This window comes from Pedobacter terrae, from assembly GCF_900100705.1.
GTDB lineage: Bacteria > Bacteroidota > Bacteroidia > Sphingobacteriales > Sphingobacteriaceae > Pedobacter > Pedobacter terrae.
This window is the reverse complement of record NZ_FNCH01000012.1, coordinates 65,642-90,711: the sequence shown is the minus strand read 5'-3', so window position 1 is coordinate 90,711 and position 25,070 is coordinate 65,642. Positions and strand designations below refer to the sequence as shown.

The window sequence follows — 25,070 nt, the reverse complement described above, 5'->3', positions numbered from 1 at the left end:
AATTAATCATTTAATTTATTTATATAATCAGCCATATCGTGGCTGTCCAATATTATATGTGGTTTCACATTCAGAACCGCCTGTTGTGGCATATATGGCATTATCGCCGTATTTGGATTCTGAATAACCGCTCTACCCCCAAAGCTGTTTACGCATTTTAATCCCTCTACACCATCCGAATTAGAACCTGATAGCAAAATGCAGACTAATTTTTCTTTAAAAACTTCAGCTGCAGACTGAAAGGTAACATCAATTGAAGGTCGGGAATAATTTACTTTTTCAGAATAATCTAACGATATACTTCGGTCCTCCTCTATCAACATGTGGTAATCTGCAGGAACAATAAAAACTTTGCCCGGTAATAAAAACTCTTTTTCATCTGCTTCGCCAACGGCCAGTGTAGTGCGCGATTTTAACAAATCGGTTAAAAGAGATTCGTTACTTGCCTTTCGGTGAACCACTAATACAATAGGGAAACGAATATCGTTCCTTAAAGCCGGAAAAACTTCAAGCAAAACGTCTAAACTACCAGCGGAGCCACCAATAACTAACGCCTCACAAGATGTAGAGCCTATAGTTTGCGCCATATCTTCTCCATTTTAACCCGCTTATATTCTCTTGCCTTTGGCCAGAACTCCAAACTTTCTTTACTTCCCAGCGCAAGATAGCCCAATTTCTCGATGCTGCTATCAAATAGGTTGAAAACTTTATGTTGTAGCTCTTTATCGAAATAAATTAATACATTTCTACATAAAATCAGTTGGAACTCATTAAAAGAATGATCTGATACCAGGTTATGGGTAGAAAAGATCATCTTACTGCTTAAGCTTTCATCAAATTTTGCCAAAGAGTAGTTTGCAGTATAATAAGCCGAAAAATCTTTTAATCCTCCTGATTGCAGGTAATTTTCAGAATACTGTTTTAAATAAGTTAAAGGAAACATGCCTTTTTTTGCTTTTTCTAAAACCGATGGATTAATGTCTGTAGCGTAAATAAGTGATTTATGCAATAAATTGAGCTCTTTTAAAACAATGGCCAGCGAATAAGCTTCTTCTCCGGTAGAGCAGCCTGCCACCCAAATCCGGATAAAAGGATAGGTACCCAGCACAGGCAGTACATCATTGCGTAAAGATCTGTAAAAAGAAGGATCGCGGAACATTTCAGTAACATTAACCGTAATCTCCTCTAAAAAACGCTTAAAGTATTGTTTATCCGTCCTAACTGTATAACGAAACTCAGCGAAACTCACAAAATTATCCAGTCCGTAAAGGCGTATAATCCTTCTTTTTATCGAAGCAGGTGAGTATTCCAAAAAATCGTAACCGTGATTTTCTAAAACATCATTCAACAGGATTTCTACCTGTTCGTTATCTATCACATCACTGATCACCTGTTATTTTGTAAGATTTTCTATTTGCTTTAATAATTCATCAACATTTATTGGCTTGGAAACGTAACCTGATGCACCTGCACTCAGGCAGCGTTCTTTATCGCCAACCATGGCTTGGGCAGTTACTGCCAATACCGGTATATTCTTCATTTTATCTGATTTTTTCATGGCTGCTATGGCCTGATAACCGTCCATATCCGGCATCATCATATCCATTAAAACGACAGCAACATGATCGTGCTTTTCTAAAATAGCGAAACCATCCTGTGCGCTTATAGCAGACAAACAATCAAAACCTTTGGCCTTTAAAACAGCTTTTAAAGCAAAAATGTTTCGGTTATCATCATCAATGATGAGAATTAATTTTTGAGGCATAAAATAAAATGGTTTATGATGTATGATGATTTTCGTATAACCAAACTCTTAATAAAGATATCAGCTGATCCATATCTACCGGTTTGCTGATATAATCTGACGCACCCGCAGCTATACATTTTTCTCGGTCGCCCATCATCGCCTTTGCAGTAACGGCTAAAATTGGCAGGCTTCGGTATTTGATATCCTGCCTGATGGCTGTTGTCGTTTCGTAACCATCTAGTTCAGGCATCATCATATCCATTAAAACCACATCAATTTCGGGGTTTTCATTTAGCAGCTTAAGGGCTTCCTTACCATCTATGGCGGCTACCACTTTCATTTGGTGCTGCTCTAACATTTTGGTTAAAGAAAAGATGTTACGCACGTCATCATCCGCTATCAAAACCGTTTTGCCAATCAATACATCTTGCAGCTCGGAAAACTTTTTAGGCGTTTTGGTTTTCTCCTTGCTTTTTTCTTCTACCAGGTGAAGGAACAGGCCGGCTTCATCCAGAATACGTTGATAGGAATGCGCTGTTTTAACCACGATTGAATCAGCATATTGTTTAATCCGGTTTTCTTCACCTTTTGATAGGTTTTTACCGGTGAAAATAATGATCGGTAAATTTTCCAAGCCAGGTGTTTTCTTCACCACTTCAAGTGTTTCGTAAGCATGTTTATCCGGAATGCCCATATCCAAAATCACACAGTTCACCTCTGGCTTATGCAAGGCGGAAACACTTTCATTTACCTGGTTAACAATTTCTGTCTGGATATTAAAATTGCTCAGAAAATAACTTAAAGCCTTGGCATGTTGTTCATTTTCTTCTACGATGAGTACCTTTTTAGGATGACGGCTTAAAGCATGCTCTAATTTTGAGAATATCTCTTGCATATGCTCAAAGGCGAAAGGTTTATTGATAAAATCTACCGCACCTTTAAGTAAACTTTCTTTCTTCACCTGCAAAGAAGACATAATATGTACCGGTATCGGGCGTGTAGCAGGATCCGATTTCAGCTCCTCCATTACCTGCCAGCCATCTTTAACCGGTAGCTGGATATCAAGCAAAATGGCAAGCGGTTTAAAAGTTTTCGCCATTTCAATCCCTACGTCGCCACGAACGGCAACCAAACCTTTATAATTTCTTTTTCGGGTAAAATCTAAAAGTGTTTTAGCAAAAGGAGTATCGTCTTCAACAATTAAAATTACCTTGTCATCAGGCTCAATATTATCCCGGTCATCCTCAATCTCTTGCGGAATATTTCCTACGGTTAAATGGCTTACTTTTTTTACCGGAGTTTCGAAAGCCATTACAGGTTTCTCTGTTTGGGGTACTACGCTTTCAAATCCTTTAATTTTATCAATTGGCAGGGTAAGGGTGAAAACACTTCCTTCGCCTTCTGCACTTTTTAAATCGATATATCCGCCCAATAGTTTAGCCAGTTCTCTGCTGATCGAAAGCCCAAGGCCGGTACCACCAAACTTACGGCGCGTAGAGCCGTCGGCCTGCTGAAAAGCCTCGAATATCATACCCTGTTTTTCTGGAGCAATACCCACGCCAGTATCGGTAACTTTAAATATCAGTGCGCCTAATTTTTCATTTGTATGAATATTTAGGGTTACCGAACCTACGGTAGTAAATTTAATGGCATTAGACAGCAGATTTTTAATGATCTGTTCCAAACGCATTTTATCGGTATGGAAAAATTCAGGAACTCCTGCCGATTTTTCTACAACGAAATTTAGATTTTTGTCCTTAGCCAAAGGGTTAAACAAAGAGCGCATACTGGAAACAATCTCATCAACCTTAACATTTGTCCGGTCGAGCTCCATTTTGCCTGCCTCAATTTTAGAAAGGTCTAAAATTTCGTCGATTAAACTTAAAAGCCCCTGACCAGAGCTTTGAATAACCTCTGCGTATTCCTGGTGTTCAGGATCCATGGCCTCATTTTCGGCCATTAATCTTGATAATAGCAATATCGAGTTGAGCGGTGTTCTCAACTCGTGCGACATATTGGCCAAAAATTCTGATTTATACCTCGTACTGAGTTCTAAAGCTTCTGCCTTTTGTTGAATCTCAATATTCCGTTCTTCAATCAGTTCATTTTTTTCTTCCAATAAGCTGCTTCTTTCTTCAAGCTCCTGGTTACTCTGCAACAATTCTTCCTGTTGCACCCGTAATTCTTCTTCGCTGGCCTGAAGTTTCTGCGCCTGCGCTTCAAGCTCTGCATTTAAACCTTCCAATTCGTTGTGCTGAACCTGTAATTCTTCTGATTGGGCCTGCGTTTCTTCCAACAATTGCTGCAGTTTTAACCTGTTCTGTGCGCCTAATAAAGCGGTACCTACATCAGATAAAATCGAGTTTAAAAAGTGCAATTGTAATTCGCTGTATTTGCCGATGGTACCTAATTCTAAGCCACCTATCGAAATTTCGTTTCGAACAATAGGGAGCACAATCAACTGTGCAGGTTTAATATTTCCGGTAGCGTGCGTAATGGTTAGCTCGTTCTGTGGAACATCTTCCAACAGTATAGGCTTACCTGATTTAACCGCCTGTCCAATTAAGCCTTCGCCAAGTTCTAAGGTTTTAGGTAAATTTTGCCCATGTAGTGCATACTGCCCCTTTAAATGCAGGTATCCATCATCTTTAAATAAATAAATCGCACCAATCTGACTTTTGGTATAGGTGGCTAAAAACTCCACAATATCATCTGCCAGATGGAAAACGTCTTTCTCGCCAACCATTTTCACATTCAGGTTAGCTACCCCTGTCTGCAACCATTCATTCTCTTCTAAAATATCAAAAGATTTTTTCAGAGATGCCGACATGGTATTTAACGATTCGGAAAGTTCGCCGATATCATCCCTGCTTTGGCTATCAAGCTTTACACCATAGTTACCATTAGAGATCTGAACGGCAATTTCTTTAATGGCCGCTATGCGTTTCTCCATCTCGTATTTTTTATCTTCAATTTCTTGTTGAAGTTTAACACGTTCATCAAAATCGATTGATACCCTCCTGTAAAAAAACAAAGTGATCATTATGGCAAGAAGCGCTGCAATTAAAATCAGGATTGGGGTATAAGAAGTAAGTTTGTTTAATTCATTGGTTCTTTCCTCCAGTAATCTTTTTTCCTCGGCAACCATTTTACTTACAACAGCCCTGGCATCGTCCATATAAATTTTGCCCTGAAACAATACCGTTGCATCAACGGCACCTCCTAAAGTTTTAATCTCTATAGTAGATTTAATGATACCCATTCGCTTAAAAAGGATATTTTTTAGCGCAGTTACATTTTTTTGCTGAATGGGGTTATCCTTGGTACTAAACTCTACTTTTTTTAGGAGCGCTGCGGCCGAATCGCTGGCTCCATAATAGGGCGTTAAAAAAACCTTATTTCCGGTTAATAAAAAACCGCGCTGGCCAGTTTCGGCATCTTTTAAATAGGATATAATACTTTCCGCATTTAAGATCACCTCATCACTGCGTTTAACCAATTCGGTACTTTTAATCAGGTTACCGATACTTATATAAGAGGCCAGGGAACTGATAAACAGAATAATCAGCGATAAGCCGAGGCCTAAACGCAAATTATTTTTAAGAGTTGTTTTCATTAATATGGATTAAGGATAATTAGATTTGATTTTTAAGGATTTCTCCTTCTGTGATGGGAATAATAAAATAGAATTCAGAGCCTTCATCTGGCACACTGTTTACACCTATTGTACCACCATGGCGGTTTATGATTTCTGAACAGATGTATAAGCCAATCCCCAGACCGTTAAACCGGTTGCTGTTTTCTTCTACCCGGTAAAATTTATCGAAAATTTTATGCTGCTGCTCTTTTGAAATACCGATACCGAAATCTTTTACGGCCAGATAAAGTTTACCGTCCTTGATATTTACGGTTACGTTAACCTGATTGGTGCCTGGAGCATATTTAATGGCATTGGTGATAAAGTTGATAACCACTTGTTCCAGTCGCATTTCATCACCAAAAATCATTTCGTGGGTTTTGCCCAGCTTGTTTATTTTAAAATCGGGATTCGACTGCTGCAACATCTCGATGGCATTATTTACCATGTTATCAGCACAAAAAGTTTTCATATTAAACTTCATCTTTCCACTTTCAATTTTTGAGATATCAAGCAGATCGACAATTAATTCGTTCAGTTTTTCGAGTTGGATACTGGCTTTTTCGAGGTGGTTTTGGGCAATGGCTTTATCATCTCTTTTAAGGCTGCGTTGCAACAGCTGGATATAACCCTTTACACTGGTTAAAGGCGTTTTTAGTTCGTGACTGGCAATACTGATGAATTCGTCTTTTTTATGCTCAGCCTGCTTTCTGAATTCAATTTCTTCGAGTAGTTTTTCCTGCACCTCGTTTAGCTTTCTATTTTGCTCGTAAATGCGATAAAATGTTTTTATTTTAAGGAGTAATACATTAATATCAACCGGCTTGGTGATGTAATCCAATCCACCGCTCAGGTATCCTTTGGTAATGAATTTTAATTCTGTATTTACTGCCGAGAGAAATATAATGGCTGTATCTTTTGCCTTACTAAAGCCCGAAATGGCTTCAGCTACCTCAAAGCCATCCATATCTGGCATCTGCACGTCGAGAATAATCAGGACATAATTGTTTTTTAAAACTTTTTTCAGCGCTTCTTCGCCAGATGATGCGGTATCAACCTCAAAATTGTGTGCCTGGAGTACTTTCTGTAAAGAGATCAGGTTTTCTGGCCTGTCATCAACTATAAGGATCATCTTGATTAAAAATAAGAAGCCGGGATAATTATGTTTGGTTTGGAGAGAAAAATCTCTTTAACTGTAAACAAACAACCACATTTTAAAAATGTTTTAATTTTTTACAAATTATTTGAATTAAAGGTATCGCCTTGTTTAATATCTCCTGTTTCAAAGCCTTTTTTAAACCAATACATCCGCTGTGCGGAAGTACCGTGGGTAAAAGAATCAGGCTGTACTTCGCCAGTAGCCTGTTTTTGTAATTTATCATCTCCAATGGCATTGGCAGCTGTTAATGCTTCTTCTATATCGCCCTCATCCAATTTAAAATCTTTAAGGTTTTGGGCATTGTGCGCCCAAAGTCCGGCAAAAAAATCGGCTTGTAATTCTAATTTTACCGATAAGCGGTTATATTCTTTTTCGCTAACCTGGCCACGTGCCCGATCCAGTTTTTCTGAAATTCCCAATAAATTTTGAACGTGATGACCAACCTCATGTGCAATTACGTAAGCCTGTGCAAAATCTCCGGCAGCGCCAAAGCGGTTTTTTAAATCATCATAAAATGATAAATCGATGTAAACTTTATGGTCTCCCGGGCAATAAAATGGTCCAACATTCGCACTGGCATTTCCGCAAGCTGTTTGCACAGCTTCCCTAAATAACCTGAGTTTAGGATATTCATACTGTTTGCCCATGGCCTGAAACTCCTTGTCCCATACCTGTTCGGTTGATTCTAATACACCCGCTACAAACTGTGCCTGCGGATCGTTTGCCGGTACACCCTGCTTTACTTCTTCAGTACCTGCGGTAGCCGGACCCTGGCCAACCAAGCCAGTTAAATCTTTGCCAAAAATTAGGCCGAGTACCACAATTATGATTCCTACACCGCCACCTAGGATGGTTTTTCCACCACCGCCACTTCTGCCATCTTCTACGTTATTACTGCCTTTACCAAACCATTGCATAATCTATATTTTAGTTTAATGAATAACCTTAATTATGGGATAATTGTTATGCTAAAGTATAAATTATTTTGATTGATTTACTCTTTGAGTTATGGCAATAACAAAAGCCTAATTTCTAAATTTATGCCGTAACTGGTTTTATCTTAAGGAGGTCGCCAGGTTGCTCTGGAATATAAAAAAAGAAGTCAGGCTTTGAAAGCTTGACTTCTCTGAATATACCTTAATATATTATGCGTTAAACACAGCTATCGCTTTGGCTATTCTTGCTTTAGTTTCAGCTACGCCCAACAATACAGCAATATCGAAAACGCCGGGACCAAATTTACCACCTACCAGCATAATACGGAAGGGCAGCATCAGTTCGCCAGGTTTAAAGCCTTTTTCTTCAGCCAGAGCCTTAAAGGCTGCTTCAGCAGAAACGGCATCACTTAATGTTAAATCAGCAGCAAAACGATTAAAGAAATCGGCCTTTTCAGCTGTCCATTTTGGCTTTACCGAGTTCACATCATATTCTGAGGGCTGGGCAAAAAAGTAGCCGCTCTGCGCCACAAAATCAGGCAATAAAGTGCAGCGATCTTTAATCAGATCGATAACGGTATTTAAAAAAACATCGTCTTTAACTTCGATACCTGCCTTTTCGAGTTCCGTTTTTACGCTTCGCGCCAAGTGCTCGGCGCGCTCCGCTTTAATCCACTCATGGTTATACCACTTGGCTTTTTCGAAATCGAATTTAGCGCCTGCTTTACTAATTCTTTCTATCGAGAATTTTTCTTCCAGTTCTTTCAACGAAAATAACTCCTGGTCGGTACCATCATTCCAGCCTAAAAGGGCCAGCATATTAATAAATGCTTCGGGCATAAAGCCCATTTCTTTAAAGCCTTTGGTTATATCTCCGGTTTTAGGATCGGTCCAGTTCATGGCATAAACCGGGAAACCTAACCGGTCGCCATCACGTTTGCTTAATTTTCCATGTCCATCTGGCTTTAAGATTAATGGTAGGTGCGCCCAGGCTGGCATATCCGCTTCCCAACCCAAATACTTCCAAAGCAAAATATGAACTGGTGCAGAAGGCAGCCATTCTTCTCCTCTAAAAGCATGAGTAATTTCCATCGCCTTATCATCAACCACAACGGCTAAGTGGTAAGTTGGCATTCCGTCGGCTTTTAACAATACTTTATCATCAACCAAGGCAGTTTCGAAACTTACATCGCCCCGAATTAAATCATTAAAATGTACAATTTCATTACCTGGCACCTTAATGCGGATCACATGTGGTGTTTTGGCTGCCAACAACTCCTCAACCTCACTAATGGTAAGGGTTAAAGAATTACGCATCTGCATGCGTGTGGCCTGTCCATACTGGAAATTTGGAATTTCTTTACGTTTGGCCTCTAAATCTTCGGGAGTATCAAAGGCGTAATACGCATAACCATCGCTAATTAGCTGTTCGGCAAATTTACGGTAGCTGGGTTTGCGCTCGCTTTGGCGGTATGGTCCATAAACTCCCGGGTTATCAGGACTTTCATCTGGTGTAATACCGCACCAATCTAAACAGTATACTATATATTGCTCTGCGCCTTCTACAAAGCGGTTTTGATCGGTATCTTCTACTCGAAGCACAAAAGTTCCATTATTTTTTTTGGCAAACAAATAATTGAACAGGGCGGTGCGCACACCGCCTAAATGCAAACCTCCGGTTGGGCTTGGGGCAAATCTTACTCTAACTTTTTTATCCATGATTAAGCAAAGAGCAGGGAGTTAAGGCTTAGAGCTATGGTGCACTCCATGCTCAAAGCGCAACGCACTATGCTCAGCACAAAGATATGTTTTTTATGTTTTTTTCGTTTTGTTATTGTAATTTGGCTAACTAAAGCATGAATCCCTATCAAAAGAAACGCCGTTGGAAGTTTTTCCTTCTCATTTTTGCCATCTTAATTGGCATTGCTTCAGTATTTTACACCGATTCTTTTGTAAAAAAAATGGAGCGCGAAGAGGCAAACCAGTTTCATCTATGGGTAAGGATCCAGGAACGGGCCATGTTTCTGTATGATAACGACGATTACCGCGATGTGGTAGAAACCGTTAGAAAAAATACGAAGACCCCTGTAATCATGATTGATTCTGCAGGAATGATTACTTCTTTTTTTGGCTTAGACAGTACTAAAACCAACTACCCTGTTGCAGATACCAAACTCACTTACGATAGTTTATATTTTGTACGGCAGTTAAGGCAAATGAAAGCCCAGCATCAGCCTGACGAAATGAATATTTTTGGCCGGAAATTTAAAGCATACTACCGCGATTCTTTTATTTTAACACAGTTGAGATATTTCCCCTATATCCAGATGGGTGTTATCTTCCTCTTTCTTTTAACTGCTTATGCGGCATTCAGTTCTGCCCGAAAAGATGAACAAGACCATGTTTGGGTAGGATTGGCGAAGGAAACAGCACACCAGTTGGGCACGCCGATATCATCGCTTATGGCCTGGACAGAACTGATGAAATCTAAATTTGATGCTGAAGATGATCCGCTGATTGCCGAAATGGAAAACGACATTAAGCGACTGGAAATTATTACCGACCGTTTCTCCAAAATCGGTTCAAAACCTATCCTTGAAGACCATACGGTTTATATTGTAGTGAGCGATTTTATCCGTTATTTTAAAGTACGCACATCAGATAAGGTTAAATTTAGCATTACCGGCGATGAACAAGTGCGTGCCATGTTAAACGTTCCGTTGTTTGATTGGGTGATTGAAAATCTACTCAAAAATGCGGCAAATGCCATTGAAAACGAAGGATCGATTTCCATCAATATTATAGAAAATTTAGCCAAAGAGCAGGTCTTTATCGATGTAAGCGATACCGGAAAGGGTATTCCGAGATCAAAATTCGACGCCGTTTTTCAACCTGGTTATACCACGCGTAAACGTGGCTGGGGACTCGGTTTATCACTTACCAAACGGATTGTAGAAAATTACCACAGTGGAGAAATCTTTGTCAAAGAATCTGAACTGGGCAAGGGCACAACTTTTAGAATAATATTAAAAAGCAGTTTAAGATATGAACCGACCACAGCCTAATGAATATCCAACTTGGGGCGAAACCTATATTAGTAAAGTTAACGGCGATATTTTCGAAATTTTAACCGATCAAATCCAAAGTCTTCCGGCCTTGTTTAGGGCAAATGCCGATAAAGCTGATTATGCTTATGCAGAAGGTAAATGGACGCTGAAAGAAATGTTAGGCCATATTATTGATACTGAACGCGTTTTTGCTTACCGCATTACCTGTTTTGCCCGAAACGAGCAACAACCCTTGCCAGGTTTCGAGGAAGATGATTATGTATTGAATGCGCGCTTTGCGCAACGTGACCTGGAAGATCTGATCGAAGAATTTATCGCCCTGCGTAAAGCCAACTTATACCTTTTTAAATCTTTAAATGAAGAGGAACTAAATAGAAAAGGTATTGCCTCTGGCAGGGAAATTAATGTAAAATCTATTTTATTTATTGCGGGTGGCCATATTATTCACCATGTTTCTATTTTAAAAGATCGTTACCATGTGGTTTAAAAGCTTTACTGTTGATGAGCTGAATAGTCGTCCTAAAAATCATTTAGGTGGGTTACTCGATATTCGCTTTACCGAAATTGGCGAAGATTTTATTACCGGAACCATGCCTGTTGATGAACGTACACACCAACCTGCGGGCATTTTACATGGTGGCGCTTCGGTGGTTTTAGCAGAAACATTGGGCAGTATTGCCTCTTATATGTGTATAAACCCCGAGAAATACGTTGCTGTGGGCTTAGAAGTAAACGCCAACCATTTGCGACCTGTAAAAAGTGGTTTAGTTAAAGGTATCTGCAAGCCCTTACACATTGGGGCCAAAACCCACGTTTGGGAAATAAAAATTTACGATGAACGCGGCAAAATGAACTGCATTAGCAGGCTAACCGTAGCCATTATTAACAAACCACAATAAGGAAAGAGATTACATGCGGTGAGGCGTACCGGTAAAAATGGTTTACTGACCTTTGATTAACTGCCTGATCACTAAGCACGTTATATTTTCGGTAAGTAAGGTTGGCGAACTGCAATCACAGTTGGTAAGCCCTACTACATATATATCTTCACCCGGTACATAAACGCCCATGCTTTTAAATCCGAATATACTGCCACCATGCGTGTTAACCGGCAAACCTTCCATCTCCTTAATGTGCCAGCCATAACCATAATTAAATGGCGTGCCATTATTTAATTTATAGCTTGAAAATGCTTTATCTGTTTCTGCTACATTTAGCAGTTTATGCTGACTTAGTGCATTTTGCCATTTCAACAAATCGGCCAAAGTAGACATTAAAGAACCCGAAGCAAAGGGAACACTAAAATTAATTACGGTTTTATTTACATAAGTATTTTCTTTCTTCTGGTATCCATAAGCGCGGTTTTTGATGATCTGCCTATCGTTAGCATAATAAGAATGGCGCATAGCCAGCTGATCAAAAATGTGATGTTGAATGAAATCAGCATATCGCTCACCAGAAACGAGTTCAATCAGGTAACCTAGCAATACATAGCCCGAATTATTATATTCAAAACGCTCACCCGGAGCAAAGTCAACCGGCTCATCCTTAAAAAAATCAACCATCATTTTAGGTGTCATTTCTTTTTGGGCAATACTGGCAAGTGATTTCATTTTAGTGAAATCTTTAATACCCGAAGTATGGGTAAGTAAGTGGTGTATGGTAATTTTATTTCCAGCCGGATAATCTGGAAGGTACTTTGAAATGGGGTCACTTACCTTTAATTTACCCTCCTGCTCCAAAAGCAGCACAGATACAGCTGTAAACTGTTTGGTCATAGAGCCCAGTTGAAAAATATTTTCAGGTGTTAGGCCTACCCCAAGCTCAATATTGGCTTTGCCAAAAGCTTTTTGATAAAGTACTTTTCCTTTATGCGCAACCATAAATACACCTCCGGGCCCTTGCTGATCGGTTATTACAATCTTAATCAAACTATCAATCTGACCGTTAAGCTTTTGGGCCTTTGCCGCTGCCGATAAGAAAAGGCAGCAGCTTAGTATGGATAAAAAGCCACACAGGATCCTGGTCTTTTTTCGTTTCATGCTTAGAATCGATTAAAACTTATCTTTTTCCATCGCTTTCTTCTCCACCAGGAAAGAAATAATCAAACCTAAGCCACCAAAAACGCCCAGGCAGCCAAAATAAACCGCTACAGCCTGAGAAGTTTCCGCATGCGTCATTTCGCCGCCAAACATACTTCTTACTATAGAAAGGGCAACAAGAAGACCAATACCCAAGCCTACAAGTAATAAACCAAATTTTAAACTCAAATAAGGTTTTGGGGCCGATTTACCAACCCCAGGATTGATCCCTCGCTCAATCATGGCCATTTTCTCTTTGTTTGATAAATAACGGATTCCGAATACCATGGCAAATCCGCCTAAAAAAAGTGAGATGGGAAATAATATACCGATCATAATGATAATTTTTTAATGTGTTAATATGCTAATGCTTAATTGAACCGTGTTCTGTGTATTATGACTACATGCTTTTCAAACAGGTTACACCTAGGTTAAAAAATATTCAATGAGCAAATCTTTATAAAAAAACAAGACCTAAATAAGCAAGCTAAAAAACATTTCTATTTTTGTAATAAACCCACCTGTTTTGATTGAACAATTGAGAGATATACCACTTTTTAGCGCCTTAAGTAATGATTCATGGCATGAGCTAAGCCATTACATGGTGCTTGTTCAATATCCAAAGGGAACCACAATTATTTATGCAGATAAAGTAGAACCTTATTTTTATATACTTCAAAGTGGCATTGCCCGGGCATATATTGATGGCGAAAACCAACAAATTACCTTTTGGTTTGGAGAAAGTGGTGCTGTTCTTTTTTCGTTCAACAGTTACATTAACAATAGCCCTGGGTATGAGAATATAGAACTTTTAACAAACAGTGCGCTGACCAGGATTAAGTTGACCGATCTGTTTCTACTCTATCAACAAAACCTCGAAATAGCCAACTGGGGCCGGAAAATTGCCGAACAAGAACTGATTGCCACTGAAAGAAGATTGATAGATAGGGCTTTTAAAGGAGCAGCCGCACGTTACCATGAATTTGCTGCACAATCGCCTGAACTGATTAAGAGGGTAGCCTTAAAACATATTGCTTCCTATCTGGGGGTAACGCAGGTTACGCTGAGCAGAATAAGGGGAGCATATAAATAGAATGATTTTTTAACATTTGTAAAATGTTGCCTGATAAACGCGCCTTAAATTTGCAGAAATACATTTATCATGAACTGGATTATCCTGATTATTGCCGGCCTCTTTGAGGTTGGCTTTACTACCTGCCTTAAATTATCGAACAATTTTTCGAATATAAAATGGAGCATAGCTTTTTTTGCCTGTATCATTTTAAGTTTTCTATTGCTAAACAAAGCCACGCAAACCTTACCGATGGGAACGGCCTATGCCGTATGGACAGGCATTGGTGCGGTTGGAACGGTAATTATAGGGATTTTATATTTTAATGAACCAGCAACCTTTTGGCGGATATTTTTTATCTGCACACTTATTGGATCAATTGCCGGGTTAAAATTTTTCGCTTCGCATTAATCTTCCAAAACAAAGATATATCTTCTATTACATGGGTCAGTTTCTCCTTTGGGAGCACAATGCCTGTACAGATCACCAAGTTAGTTCCCGTGTTGCGCTCGTACGCTTTCCCGAAGAATCGGGATTCCTCTGCCCTGCAGGGTACCGTTTCATCCGGGGCTGAATGGCCAAAACAGTATTTCATTTTTTGGGTTTTCAAGTGCACAAACGATGTTTATAAACCTGATTGCCACGGAAAAAAAGATTAAGCCAAAAGCAGGACTACTCTCCCACCATGAAAACTGTCCTTTCGTTCCAAAAAACCAGACTATTGCCTTATGCGCATAGCGAACGGCAAAAAAATCTATTTTATCAGGTTTCACGTGTAACCTACTCATCCATGATGTAGTCCTAAGCTAAACATGGAGCAAAAAATTACAGATTTAGCGCTGATCCAAAAAGTATTGAACGGTGAAACCGATCAGTATGCTTTATTGGTGAAACGCCATCAGCGATTTGTATTTACACTTGCTTTAAGGTTTTCGAAAAACAGGGAAGATGCCGAGGAAATTGCGCAGGATTGTTTTGTAAAAGCATATAAAGCATTGGGTACCTTTAAACAAACAGCTAAATTTAGCACCTGGCTTTATACGATCACCTACACTACGTCCATGACATTTTTAAGAAAAAAACGTTTAGATACCACTTCTATACATGATGAAGATACGGTTTTGCAACTTGAAAATCAGACCTCTGCTTTTAATGCGAGTGGATACGAAAAACAAGATAGTCATGCTTTTTTAAATATGGCTATTACCCAGCTCTTACCTGATGATGCGGCTATTATTACCTTATTTTATAAGGGCGAACAGAGTTTGGAAGAAATTGGTGAGACATTGCACATGGCGCCTAACACCATAAAAGTAAAGTTGCATAGAGCCAGGCAAAGACTTAAAGAAAAATTACAATATTTGTTAAAAGATGAAGTAAAGGAGTTACTATGAACACTATAGAACAACAGCTTTGGGAATATATTGATGGGGATCTGGATGAATTTTCAAAAAAAGCCATTGAAGAAAAAATTAAATCTGATGCCAGAATTAAGGTACAGTACGAGGAGCTATTAAAGCTTAATTCAGCATTTAGTGCGCTCGATCTTGATGAGCCATCCATGTCTTTTACCAGAAATGTGATGGAAAGTATTGCCTTGGCGCCTGCCCCGGTTGCGATGAAAACCAAGGTGGATAAAAAGATTATTTACGCAATTGGCGGCTTTTTTATTGTTTCCCTCTTGTTCTTATTTGGCTATTCAATCTACAGCTCGAACCTCAGCATGCCTAAATTGGATTTTAATTTTAACTTTAATTTGGATCGGTATATTACACCTACTGTACTGTATAGCTTCTTATTTTTCGATCTGGTGATCGGACTGGTATTCCTTGATCAGTTTTTAAGGAAAAGAATAAATAAAGAGCATTAATTTGGTGCTGGATCGTCATTTCGACTGGAGTGCAACGAAATGCCCGCCCGCCTGTACAGGCAGGCACTACGGGTCGAAATGACGATTTATTTAACCCAGTTTTTTCAAAATCTCCAATCCATTTGGCCACTCTCCGAATCCTGAAGCTGCATTAATATGTCCGGCATTACCGATATTAATGAATTCACTGCCCCAATTTTCAGCAAAAAACCTGGCCCTTTCTAGCGTTACCCATTCATCGTTTGAACTGGCTACAACAATGCTTTTAAAGTTGATTTTATCTAAGGGAACCTGATCAAAACCAATTGTTTCAAAAGTATAATGTGGTGCTTCCAAATCGCTGGGCGCAACCAGCAATGCACCTTTTATTTTCTTTTGGTATTCTTTTGCCCAATTTGCAATGGCGGTACAGCCTAAACTGTGACCAATTAAAATTACATCGGCAAGATCATAGCCAAAAAGGTTTTGTTCAATCATTTCAATCCAATCTTTACTGGCGGGTTTATCCCACTCCAGTTGATTGATGCGGATAAAATGATCTCCTGATTTTTCGAAATGTGTTTGCCAATGATCCGGGCCTGAATTACCCAAACCAGGAATAATAAAGTAATAGCTCATAAGTGGCTTTAAGAATCCAGATGAAATAAAAAAGGCCGCCATCGCAAGAAAGCAGCCTCATGTTTAAATATGATAAATAAATTAAATTACTTTCACATTAACGGCATTTAAGCCTTTTTTACCGTTAGCAACTTCGTACTGAACTTTGTCGTTTTCACGGATTTCGTCGATAAGACCTGTTGAATGAACAAAAATTTCGCTATCGCCATTCGCAGGGATGATAAAGCCAAAACCTTTAGTTACATTGAAGAATTTTACTGTGCCTTCTTGCATTGTATTAAATATTAAAATTAAGTATGCAAGGTAAGTTTTAATTTTTAGAATTAAAATAAAATTTTAACATTTTTTAACGTTAAGATTTTGTAAACAACAGATTACTAAGGCTTTTTATTTGCTTTCCCAATCATTGTTAAAGTAATTTCGCTATTATGCGGAATCCCTAACGTTGTTCCCGGAGCTACATCAAAAAGGTTTCTAACATAGATATCGGCTATTCCCTGGGCTACCTTTTTTTTGGCTTCGGCATTTTCTGGAAGTATATTATAAACGGTTTTTACATGTATCCCTCCCTGAAAATCAACAACGGCGGCAACCTGGTAAGCAAAATCTTTATAAGCACGGCCTATCCGGATAATATACTGCGGAAACATGTAATCGTAAGCCTCAGTTCTGTTATTCGTCCGGTCTACCGTACTGATTTTTTCAACCTTTGCAATTTTGCTTTTAGGGATAAATTGAACCGGGTTTATGGCAGCAAAAGCACTATCGCTATTGGCGTTAACCTGAGCAGAACGTTTCTCGATAAAAGCAGTGTCGGCTTTGGTTGGTTTTTGCAGCTCTTCGGCTCTTGCTTTTAATTTATTTTTAATATAATCCTGTGCGTAAAAGGTCATGTTTACATCCGAACGAACATCCGCAGCAATCACCTTTCCGTCAACCTGGATCCTTTGAAAAACCAAACTATCTTTACTGATGTGTTTTACCTTAAAAAATTCGGCCGCGAAATTATATACATTGCCATGGTCGTATTGCAGGTAAAAATTCTGCATCCTGTTTTTCTGAGGGCTCCAGGCAGCCATGGTGTCTTCTTTAACTACTTCGATAATCCATGATGGTTTTTGCATAAAACCATCCCTATTAAAAGAATAGCCATCTTTAAACCGTCGCTTCACTTCAACATAGCGGATACCTTTTACAGGTTCAAAAGTAAAATCCCTTAACGTTGGATTGCTGGTTTTAGCACCATAATTACAGGCAGAAAGCATCAGTACGAAAAAGACAAGGTAAATGGTGTTTTTAATCATTTCAACAAAAATATTGGGCTAAAATAAGTTTTTTTAACCAGAGGCAAACAAGGTTGTTAAAGGTGATGCGTGTTTATTTCCTAACTTGTTTTTTCACTAAGATAACATTGGCAACCTTACGTTGCCCTTCATGATCCCACTTTTTATTATCAGCTGGATAGTTTACAACGCCATGATCAGGCATCCCGTTTACCCATAAGGTGGTAGAGCCACCACCATCAAAATTTATGGCACTGGTACAGCCTAACCACTGCATTAATTTGGTTAGCTCGAACAAACTCATGCCTGCAGCGTTTTCATTTCTTCCATCAACAGCCAGCAAAATCACCCTTCCATTTGGCTTTATACCCAGGCAGGTACGTGGATGGCGTAAGCGACTAAAACTGGTCGTATCTAACGTTTCATCAATGTGATTTAAAGTTAACAAAGGCCCGTTTAACATCACATTTTGAGCGGTCAGTTTGGTTTCCCAATCCCTTGTTCCATCCCACTTTTTTATTGAAATTTTTCCGTTTTCAATTACAACCGCTGCTTCCTGGTGTCTGGCTCTATTGCCATTCTTATCCAGGCGGTTCGTATTGATGGTTTTCCCGTTAACATGAACAAAATCTACTGCACCTCCGTTTTTTACGTCGAAAAAATTACCATTTATCGCTGCAATTGCCGTATCCCGTAATCCAAAATTACTCGTTTTAAGCAATTCTTTTTCTTCTGCTCCGATAGCAAAAACGGCCCTGCGACCAGTATTTTTTATTTCTAAAAAAGAAATATTTTGGTTTGCCGCAAAAAGATTTTTCTGATCAAAGTGATGCCGGAATAAAACCACCTGCCGGGCAACTCTGTTTTTGTGCCATTTAGCTTTTACAACGACAATAGAGTCGGCGTTTTGGCCAAAGGCTGAAAAACTAAAGATAAATAATGCAAGGGGAAAAAATAGTTTTTTAAGCATAACCTTATTTTGCCATAAAATTAAAAAATGGTTATGTTGTTTAGGTTAAAGCATCAAGAATTATACAATAGAATTCGCGATTTCGATCGATGTGTCGTGAAGCCAGGAACCACGTCATATCATGTAGAACTCAATCTGATATGATAGGTCTCACCCCGCCTGTACGGGCGGGCATTCTGTTGCACGGCAGTCGAGATGACAAACATTGATTAAACACCTGCAAGGTTTACCCCATAAAAAAAGCGGAGCGATCAATTTAATGATCGCTCCGCTTTTTTTAAATTTTCAATGATTAAATAAGCGCATCGCTATTCAATCATTTTCTAATTCTATCGTTTATTTCTTCGGATTTAAAATATCTTTAATTCTGATATTTAAATCTTCATAATGTGCTTTGGTAATGGCATCGCCAGCAGCTGCCCTGGCTTTTGTAGTAGCCAATAAAGTTTTGAGCTCTGCCCTAACCAATGGTCTGATATCAGATAAGCCAACATTGATCGGTGTTAAACCATAACTTGCGGCATAATCTACCGGGAAACCTACCGGAAGTTCGTTTTCTTTCGTCATTAAATTCTCCAAACGATCTACGTAAGCACGTTGTAAATTACGTTTAAATGCATCTGCCCTTCCTGCAACAAAAACCGATGATCTTAAGTCGGTAAATAATTCAGGCAAGGTATATGCTTTTGCCGTTCCGTTTTTAGTTTCGTTATCCAGCAAGCGTGCAATACGGGATGCTGATAGCAAATTACCCAGCGTATTTGTCTGAACCCCTTTAATTCGGTTTAACAATACGCCATTATCAAATTTATTTAATTGATCATTGCTGATTAACCAAAGTGGTGTGGTAAATAATTGTTTGTTGAAAAAGGTAACTGCTTCTCTTTGTTTTGCTTTAGGTAAATAAGCATAAACAGGCCCCTTCTGATCGTAGGTTTTAAAATTTTCGCTTAAGCCACCAACGTTTGTAGCTACATGTCCCATGTAACGGTTAAACTGGCCAACAATTTCAGTGTAAATTTCTTTTAAATCGCTATAATCTTTTCCTTTTTGATAAGTCCACTTTTCTACGTTTGGAAGGATGCGTTTTAAATTGGCAATACCATAAGTACTCGCTTTCATGGCATTGTCGCCCAAATCTTCGCTCTGCAAACGGGGATCCAGTGAAGTTCCCTGGCGGCCGTAGAAATATAAAGGATTACCAGCATTTTTTAAGGTCCACTGGTCTAAAATTTCTTTTTCCTGTTCTGCAGTTTTGTTTCCAGGAATCCAGGAATAGCCCCATTTCACTGCCCATTTATCGTATTCTCCAATTTGAGGGTGAAGTTTGGTTACACCATCTCCAGGTTGAGCAATGTAGTTAAAACGTGCATAATCCATAATTGATGGCGCGGTACCATGTTTATCCGTAAACGTTTTTGAACGTAACGAATCAACTGGATAAGCATAGCTTGAGCCAAAGTTATGGGGCAAACCTAAAGTATGACCAATTTCATGTGATGAAACAAAACGGATCAACTCGCCCATCTGTGCATCGGTAAATTGTGCTTTACGCACATCAGGATTAATGGCTGCTGTTTGCACAAAATACCAGTTACGTAACAGGTTCATTACATTATGGTACCAACCGATATGCGTTTCTAAAATCTGACCAGTGCGCGGATCGCTAACATGCGGACCATAGGCATTTGCAATATCTGAGGCAAAATAACGAACCACTGAATATCTCGAGTCTTCTACACTAAACTGAGGATCTTGTTGCGGCGTCGGTGCTTCTTTACCGATAATGGCATTTTTGAAACCAGCCGCTTCGAATGCCACCTGCCAATCGTTAATCCCCTGAATCAAAAACGGCACCCATTTTTTTGGGGTTGCAGGATCGATATAAATTACAATAGGCTTTACCGGTTCTACTAATTCGCCACGTTTATAGGCATTTGTATCTTTCGGAACCAAATTCCAGCGGTGAATGTAAGCGGTACGCTCTGCCTTTTGTGCGTTGCTTCCATAATCAATTTGTGACTGACCAAAAAAGCCAACTCTGCTATCCATTATCCTGGCTTTTACAGGTATTTTTGGCAACAACAACATTGATGTATTAAACTCGAAAGTAACAGCTCCGTTGCTGCTATCTGTTGGAGATTCTGCCGCACGGTATGTTTTCGCTGTTTTTACTTCAACATTAATCGGAAAAGTTTTTATCGTATCGATATAAGAGCGTGTAGCATCGTACATGGTTACTTTATAAGCCTTACGGATCTGATCAGTAGCACCAATGGCCATAATATCACCATTATAAAAATCGGTAACATCAATTACAACGCCGGAAGTATCTTTATTGTAGGCTTTAATCTCAAAGCTGGCTAAGATCTGAGCAAGATTAGAGTTTTGCACCGATTCGTACATATCGCTGTTCGCATCTGCTCTGGTTGAATAGCTTGGTACGCGGATGTAAACCTGTTTTCCCCTACGCTCCCATTTCCAAACTTGTTCATTTAATTCTTCACCACCATATTGTTGGTTCCCTACTTTTACACCTACAGGCGCCTTTGCCAAACGGGTAACTACAAGCATTTCGCGATTGATCATCGAATCTGGTATTTCAAAATACCATTTATCGTCTACTTTGTGTGTTTTAAATAAACCATTTGTTGTTCTTGCCTTTGCTGTTATTACTTCAGAAAATGGTTTAATACCTTCTTTTTTCTGTGCTGCTGCCGGGGCTGCGGCAGGCGTTGTTGGAGTAGTTCCTTTGGTTGTTTTTGATTTTTTCTGGGCATATACCGAACCTGTTCCGGCTGCACCAAATACCAGGATACCTGCCAAGGCAAGTACCTTAAAATTTTTATTCATGTGTGTATAAAGTTAGTTTGCTTGGTAATAAGAGGTTAAAGTTAAAATCTTGTTACACGACAAATCATTTGTAACTGGAAAATTACTTTATTAAATCCTTTTTTCGAGTCGAACGATTTTAAGATAAACTTGATTATCCCTAAAAATTTCGAGAATGATATTTCTTTCTGCTTTTGATTTAAACATTTCGGAAAGATCGTTTAAAGAATACGCATCAATACTTTTAAAGTTTATCCCAATAATTTCATCGTCAGGGAACAAACCGGCTTTTTCTGCCGGACTATTCTCGTCTATTTCTCCAATAAGCACTCTTTTATATGTTTTCTGATCAAGATATAACACCATACCCACCATATCGTGTTCAAAAGCAGTTTTTCTGAATCCATTGGGTTTAACATAAATAAACCCATCCTGATAGTTGAACTGAATGTTAAATTTCCGAAGTAAATCGGCACCTAAATTGCCATTCCGTTTTGATAAATCGATCTTATTTGAAATGCTTGTAAAATCAGGGAATCCGGCAACAACATCTTTAAAAACATAGCCCCCAATATTAAATCTCGTTACACGGCCAACATATCCCTTAATCTGGCCGCTTAAACTCATTCCTAAATTAGCTTTGATTTTCTTTTGAGGTAATGGGAATTCCATTCCATTGAGCATTTCGAGTGATAAAGCATGGCTGGCACCTGTATCCATTAAAAACCTGGCTTCAACTGTTTTTCCATTAGAAGCATCAATGGTAGCTGAAATATACGGCTTCTGGCTCTCTATTTCGATAGGAATTTTTTTTCCACGGTATTTAATTTTGGTGTCAGGATCATAAATAATCAGCCTATTTTCGCTATACCTGATATCGACAATAAAACTGTTAAAAAAACTGTAGCCCAACAGGCCATAAATTTTCAGCCCTAAATGTCCTGACAGGTTAAACAAGTCTTCTTTTAAGATTGCCGCTGGTATATACTTAATACTGGCACGGCCTACTTTAACATCAAGACTTTGAGAAACATATGCATCAACGCTTTCAATACCCAGGCCCGAAACTTTAATTTTACGGAGCTGACTGAAATTTAACGAATCGATAATAGAAGGATCTGTGATAATCATGGGTCCAACACCAGTATCAAGCACAAAATCATAGGGTCCTTTTCCATTTACATATACCGGAATAACCATCAGATTTTTAATACACTTGAAAGGAATTGACTGTTTTTGGCGGTTTCTTTTAAAGCGGAATTCTTGCCCAAACCCAGGAAAAGTGAGAAATACAAGCACCAGGCAAATGGTCAGTTTACGTAAACAGATTATTACACCGGATTTATATTTGGCTAACATTAAACTAAATTTAATAAATTAGTTAATCTTTATGTCTCCTAAATTTAGCACATGTTTCCTTTAAAAAATCATAATTTTATTTTTATCACCTTTGTTATCTCCTTTTGCTTGTTAGCGGGCTGCTCAACAAATAAGATCATTTCAAAAAAAGTAGCCAGAGAATTTAAAAATTCGCAGGTCATTAAACAATATCAGGTTGGCTTCGCGCTTTATAACCCGACGGACAAAAAAATGATCTTTCAGAAAGATGCAGATCAATATTTTACCCCGGCATCTAACACCAAATTGTATACATTTTTTGCGAGCCTTAAAATGCTGCCAGATTTAATGCCTGCTTTGAAATACACCGAGCGGAATGATTCATTGATTTTTTGGGGAACTGGAGATCCTTCTTTTTTGCAATTTGCCGTAAAAGATAAATCGGCATACAATTTTCTATTGGCTTCAAATAAAAAACTCTTTTTTTCACCGGGAAGATATTCGGGCAACTTCTTTGGCGAAGGCTGGGCCTGGGATGATTACGATTATTATTATCAGCCAGAAATTACCGAAATGCCTATTATGGATAACATGGTTACTTCTACCTATGCCACTCCAAATAAAATTAACGTTGTACCAAAGGTTTTTACCTCCTGCTTCGAAATAGATTTTACAAGGAAAACAGGCAATTTTCAGGTCAGTAGAGATTTCTGGAGCAACCGCTTTCATTACCCAGCAGTTGCAGTAAAGCCAGGCTATAATCAGCAAAACCCATATAAAACCAGCGCGCAGCTTACCGTTGAAATATTAGCAGATACCTTACACAAACCCGTTGGCATCATAAATTTAAAAATACCGCAGGATGCTAAAACCTTGCCAGGCGCAAAGCGCGATTCGGTACTAAAGCAAATGATGTTACCCAGCGATAATTTTATTGCCGAACACCTGTTATTGGTTTGCTCCAACCAGATTGGCGATACGTTAAGTACAACCAAAGCCATTGATTACATTACGAAAAACTACCTTTCTTTTCTCCCTGATCAGGTAAAATGGGCTGATGGATCCGGGCTGTCCCGCCAGAATTTATTTACGCCACGCGATAATGTATATCTACTTGATTCTATTTACAGATTGGTAAACAACCCGGAAAAACTTTTTGACTTATTGCCTGCAGGCGGCAAAAGCGGCACTTTAAAAAGTGCTTATCCTAAAACCGATAAACCTTTTGTCTTCGGCAAAACAGGTTCACTCGGTGGGGTGCATAACCAAAGCGGATACGTACTCACTAAAAAAGGCAAAACATATATTTTCTCTTTCATGAACAATAGCTTCATAAAACCAACTGCAGAAGTCCGTGCAGAAATGGTGAGGATAATGACTTACATACACGATAATTTTTAATGCGGGATTTAAAATCGATTGATCAACCTTTTTCCAATAAAATAAATATTGAAGGGAGCAACTATTTATACTTTGGCGGAACAGCCTATTTAGGCATTCCCCAAAATCAGGATTTCATAGATCTATATATCGAGGGGATTCAAAAATTCGGTTTAAACAATGGAACAAGCCGCACCAACAATATTCAGCTGGGCATTTATGATGATGCAGAAAAAGTAGCTGCTGCGCGTTACGGATCAGAAGCCGCTTTGATAACTTCAAGTGGTTACTTAGCTGCACAGCTTACCGTTAAAGGTTTGTCTACATTAGGCAAAATAATTTATGCTCCGGCTACACACCCTGCACTTTGGTTAAACGATCAGCCCGCAAATCAGCAATCGTTTAATGATTGGAAAAAAGAAACAATAAAGCTCATCAACGCTTCCGAAGAACAGAATTGGGTACTGGTCAGTAATTCCATGAACAATCTTTTCCCTGAAATTTATGATTTTAACTTCCTTACTGAAATACATCCGGAAAAAGAGATTATTTTAATTGTAGATGATTCGCATGGTATCGGCATCCATAATAATGGAATGGGTGCATTGATTAACCTTCCGGTTAAATCCAATATCGAACGTATTGTTGTGGCCTCAATGGCAAAGGCATTAGGGATAGATGCCGGGTTGGTTCTGGGTTCAAATGCACTTATTGCCAAACTAAAAAACGGCAATATTTTTATTGGGGCATCACCTCCATCCGCAGCCAGTCTTTTTGCCTTCATCAAGGCTGAAAAAATATACCAGCACGGATGGACGAGGTTACAGGAGAATATAAAGCTATTTACCGCTAAAATAAACGAAACATGGGCATTTGAACCGGCATTTCCGGCATTCTTGACACGAGATTCGACTTTGGCTGACTGTTTGCTAAAAGAAAAAATCCTGATTTCGTCTTTTCCTTACCCTAAGCCCGAATCTAAACCGATAAATAGAATTATTTTGAGCAGTTGGCATGAAAAAGAAGATATTGAAAAACTGGTGGCCGCTATAAATTTTTAACCTTTCCTTATCCAATTAA

The 25,070-nt window shown here is 38.9% G+C and carries 24 protein-coding genes; 9 read left to right on the top strand and 15 right to left on the bottom strand.

Features of this window, described 5'->3' with window-relative positions:
- Positions 1–2: 2 nt before the first annotated feature.
- The 7 genes from BLR60_RS15745 to gltX all read right to left on the bottom strand — a co-directional run bounded on the left by BLR60_RS15745 (position 3) and on the right by gltX (position 9,197).
- Entirely contained in the window at positions 3–587 is a 585-nt protein-coding gene (locus BLR60_RS15745; RefSeq protein ID WP_090501499.1) for a chemotaxis protein CheB, read from the bottom strand.
- Positions 572–1,387 carry a CheR family methyltransferase gene (locus BLR60_RS15740; RefSeq protein WP_244155682.1) on the bottom strand — a complete coding sequence of 272 codons (816 nt, stop codon included), beginning with the start codon at positions 1,385–1,387 and terminating at the stop codon, positions 572–574. The genes BLR60_RS15745 and BLR60_RS15740 overlap by 16 nt, the downstream gene beginning before the upstream one ends.
- 6 nt (positions 1,388–1,393) lie before the next feature.
- On the bottom strand, positions 1,394–1,765 hold the full coding sequence (locus tag BLR60_RS15735) for a response regulator (protein ID WP_090501495.1): 372 nt from the start codon (positions 1,763–1,765) through the stop codon (positions 1,394–1,396).
- 13 nt (positions 1,766–1,778) lie between these two features.
- Positions 1,779–5,363, bottom strand: a complete 3,585-nt coding sequence (locus tag BLR60_RS15730) for a response regulator (RefSeq protein WP_090501494.1) — start codon at positions 5,361–5,363, stop codon at positions 1,779–1,781.
- Positions 5,364–5,382: 19 nt separating this feature from the next.
- A complete protein-coding gene (locus BLR60_RS15725) occupies positions 5,383–6,516 on the bottom strand; it encodes a sensor histidine kinase (protein WP_090501492.1) in 1,134 nt (377 codons plus the stop codon).
- A gap of 101 nt (positions 6,517–6,617) precedes the next feature.
- Positions 6,618–7,460 (bottom strand): KPN_02809 family neutral zinc metallopeptidase, encoded by an 843-nt coding sequence (ypfJ, locus tag BLR60_RS15720; protein WP_090501490.1) that lies wholly within the window; start codon positions 7,458–7,460, stop codon positions 6,618–6,620.
- A gap of 228 nt (positions 7,461–7,688) precedes the next feature.
- Positions 7,689–9,197, bottom strand: a complete 1,509-nt coding sequence (gene gltX, locus BLR60_RS15715; RefSeq protein ID WP_090501488.1) for a glutamate--tRNA ligase — start codon at positions 9,195–9,197, stop codon at positions 7,689–7,691.
- Between the two features lie 137 nt (positions 9,198–9,334).
- Here gltX and BLR60_RS15710 point away from each other — a divergent pair, with 137 nt between their 5' ends.
- From BLR60_RS15710 to BLR60_RS15700, 3 genes are read left to right on the top strand one after another with little or no spacing between them, the layout of a single operon-like run.
- Positions 9,335–10,543 (top strand): sensor histidine kinase, encoded by a 1,209-nt coding sequence (locus tag BLR60_RS15710; protein WP_090501486.1) that lies wholly within the window; start codon positions 9,335–9,337, stop codon positions 10,541–10,543.
- Positions 10,524–11,033 carry a DinB family protein gene (locus tag BLR60_RS15705; protein WP_090501484.1) on the top strand — a complete coding sequence of 170 codons (510 nt, stop codon included), beginning with the start codon at positions 10,524–10,526 and terminating at the stop codon, positions 11,031–11,033. Before BLR60_RS15710 ends, BLR60_RS15705 begins: the two co-directional genes overlap by 20 nt.
- Entirely contained in the window at positions 11,023–11,445 is a 423-nt protein-coding gene (locus BLR60_RS15700) for a hotdog fold thioesterase (RefSeq protein ID WP_090501482.1), read from the top strand. Before BLR60_RS15705 ends, BLR60_RS15700 begins: the two co-directional genes overlap by 11 nt.
- 42 nt (positions 11,446–11,487) lie before the next feature.
- Here the strand turns inward: BLR60_RS15700 and BLR60_RS15695 are convergent, their stop codons facing one another.
- Positions 11,488–12,588: a serine hydrolase domain-containing protein gene (locus BLR60_RS15695; RefSeq protein WP_090501480.1), complete on the bottom strand. Its 1,101-nt coding sequence runs from the start codon at positions 12,586–12,588 to the stop codon at positions 11,488–11,490.
- A gap of 12 nt (positions 12,589–12,600) precedes the next feature.
- Positions 12,601–12,963, bottom strand: a complete 363-nt coding sequence (locus BLR60_RS15690) for a DUF6249 domain-containing protein (protein WP_090501478.1) — start codon at positions 12,961–12,963, stop codon at positions 12,601–12,603.
- A 190-nt stretch (positions 12,964–13,153) separates the two neighbouring features.
- Between BLR60_RS15690 and BLR60_RS15685 the strand changes: the two genes are divergently transcribed.
- The 4 genes from BLR60_RS15685 to BLR60_RS15665 all read left to right on the top strand — a co-directional run bounded on the left by BLR60_RS15685 (position 13,154) and on the right by BLR60_RS15665 (position 15,569).
- On the top strand, positions 13,154–13,720 hold the full coding sequence (locus tag BLR60_RS15685; RefSeq protein WP_090501476.1) for a Crp/Fnr family transcriptional regulator: 567 nt from the start codon (positions 13,154–13,156) through the stop codon (positions 13,718–13,720).
- 69 nt (positions 13,721–13,789) lie between these two features.
- Entirely contained in the window at positions 13,790–14,110 is a 321-nt protein-coding gene (locus tag BLR60_RS15680) for a DMT family transporter (RefSeq protein WP_090501475.1), read from the top strand.
- 401 nt (positions 14,111–14,511) lie between these two features.
- Entirely contained in the window at positions 14,512–15,093 is a 582-nt protein-coding gene (locus BLR60_RS15670; RefSeq protein ID WP_090501472.1) for an RNA polymerase sigma factor, read from the top strand.
- The gene (locus tag BLR60_RS15665) at positions 15,090–15,569 is read left to right on the top strand and encodes an anti-sigma factor family protein (protein WP_090501468.1); all 480 of its coding nucleotides are present in this window, start codon (positions 15,090–15,092) and stop codon (positions 15,567–15,569) included. The genes BLR60_RS15670 and BLR60_RS15665 overlap by 4 nt, the downstream gene beginning before the upstream one ends.
- Positions 15,570–15,659: 90 nt before the next feature.
- On the opposite strand, the gene BLR60_RS15660 is transcribed toward BLR60_RS15665, so the two are convergent.
- From BLR60_RS15660 to BLR60_RS15635, 6 genes are all read right to left on the bottom strand, one after another.
- The gene (locus tag BLR60_RS15660; RefSeq protein WP_090501643.1) at positions 15,660–16,187 is read right to left on the bottom strand and encodes an RBBP9/YdeN family alpha/beta hydrolase; all 528 of its coding nucleotides are present in this window, start codon (positions 16,185–16,187) and stop codon (positions 15,660–15,662) included.
- Between the two features lie 81 nt (positions 16,188–16,268).
- Positions 16,269–16,460, bottom strand: coding sequence for a cold-shock protein (locus BLR60_RS15655; RefSeq protein WP_010599196.1), 192 nt, complete (start codon positions 16,458–16,460; stop codon positions 16,269–16,271).
- A 104-nt stretch (positions 16,461–16,564) separates the two neighbouring features.
- Positions 16,565–17,491 carry a hypothetical protein gene (locus tag BLR60_RS15650; RefSeq protein ID WP_090501466.1) on the bottom strand — a complete coding sequence of 309 codons (927 nt, stop codon included), beginning with the start codon at positions 17,489–17,491 and terminating at the stop codon, positions 16,565–16,567.
- A 73-nt stretch (positions 17,492–17,564) separates the two neighbouring features.
- The gene (locus BLR60_RS15645; protein WP_090501464.1) at positions 17,565–18,440 is read right to left on the bottom strand and encodes a phosphodiester glycosidase family protein; all 876 of its coding nucleotides are present in this window, start codon (positions 18,438–18,440) and stop codon (positions 17,565–17,567) included.
- Positions 18,441–18,776: 336 nt separating this feature from the next.
- Positions 18,777–21,293: a zinc-dependent metalloprotease gene (locus BLR60_RS15640; protein WP_090501462.1), complete on the bottom strand. Its 2,517-nt coding sequence runs from the start codon at positions 21,291–21,293 to the stop codon at positions 18,777–18,779.
- Between the two features lie 90 nt (positions 21,294–21,383).
- Positions 21,384–22,631, bottom strand: coding sequence for an aspartyl protease family protein (locus BLR60_RS15635; RefSeq protein ID WP_090501460.1), 1,248 nt, complete (start codon positions 22,629–22,631; stop codon positions 21,384–21,386).
- Between the two features lie 51 nt (positions 22,632–22,682).
- Here BLR60_RS15635 and BLR60_RS15630 point away from each other — a divergent pair, with 51 nt between their 5' ends.
- Positions 22,683–24,011, top strand: a complete 1,329-nt coding sequence (locus BLR60_RS15630; protein WP_090501457.1) for a D-alanyl-D-alanine carboxypeptidase — start codon at positions 22,683–22,685, stop codon at positions 24,009–24,011.
- Positions 24,011–25,051 (top strand): aminotransferase class I/II-fold pyridoxal phosphate-dependent enzyme, encoded by a 1,041-nt coding sequence (locus BLR60_RS15625; protein WP_090501455.1) that lies wholly within the window; start codon positions 24,011–24,013, stop codon positions 25,049–25,051. The genes BLR60_RS15630 and BLR60_RS15625 overlap by 1 nt, the downstream gene beginning before the upstream one ends.
- The last annotated feature ends 19 nt before the right edge of the window (positions 25,052–25,070 follow it).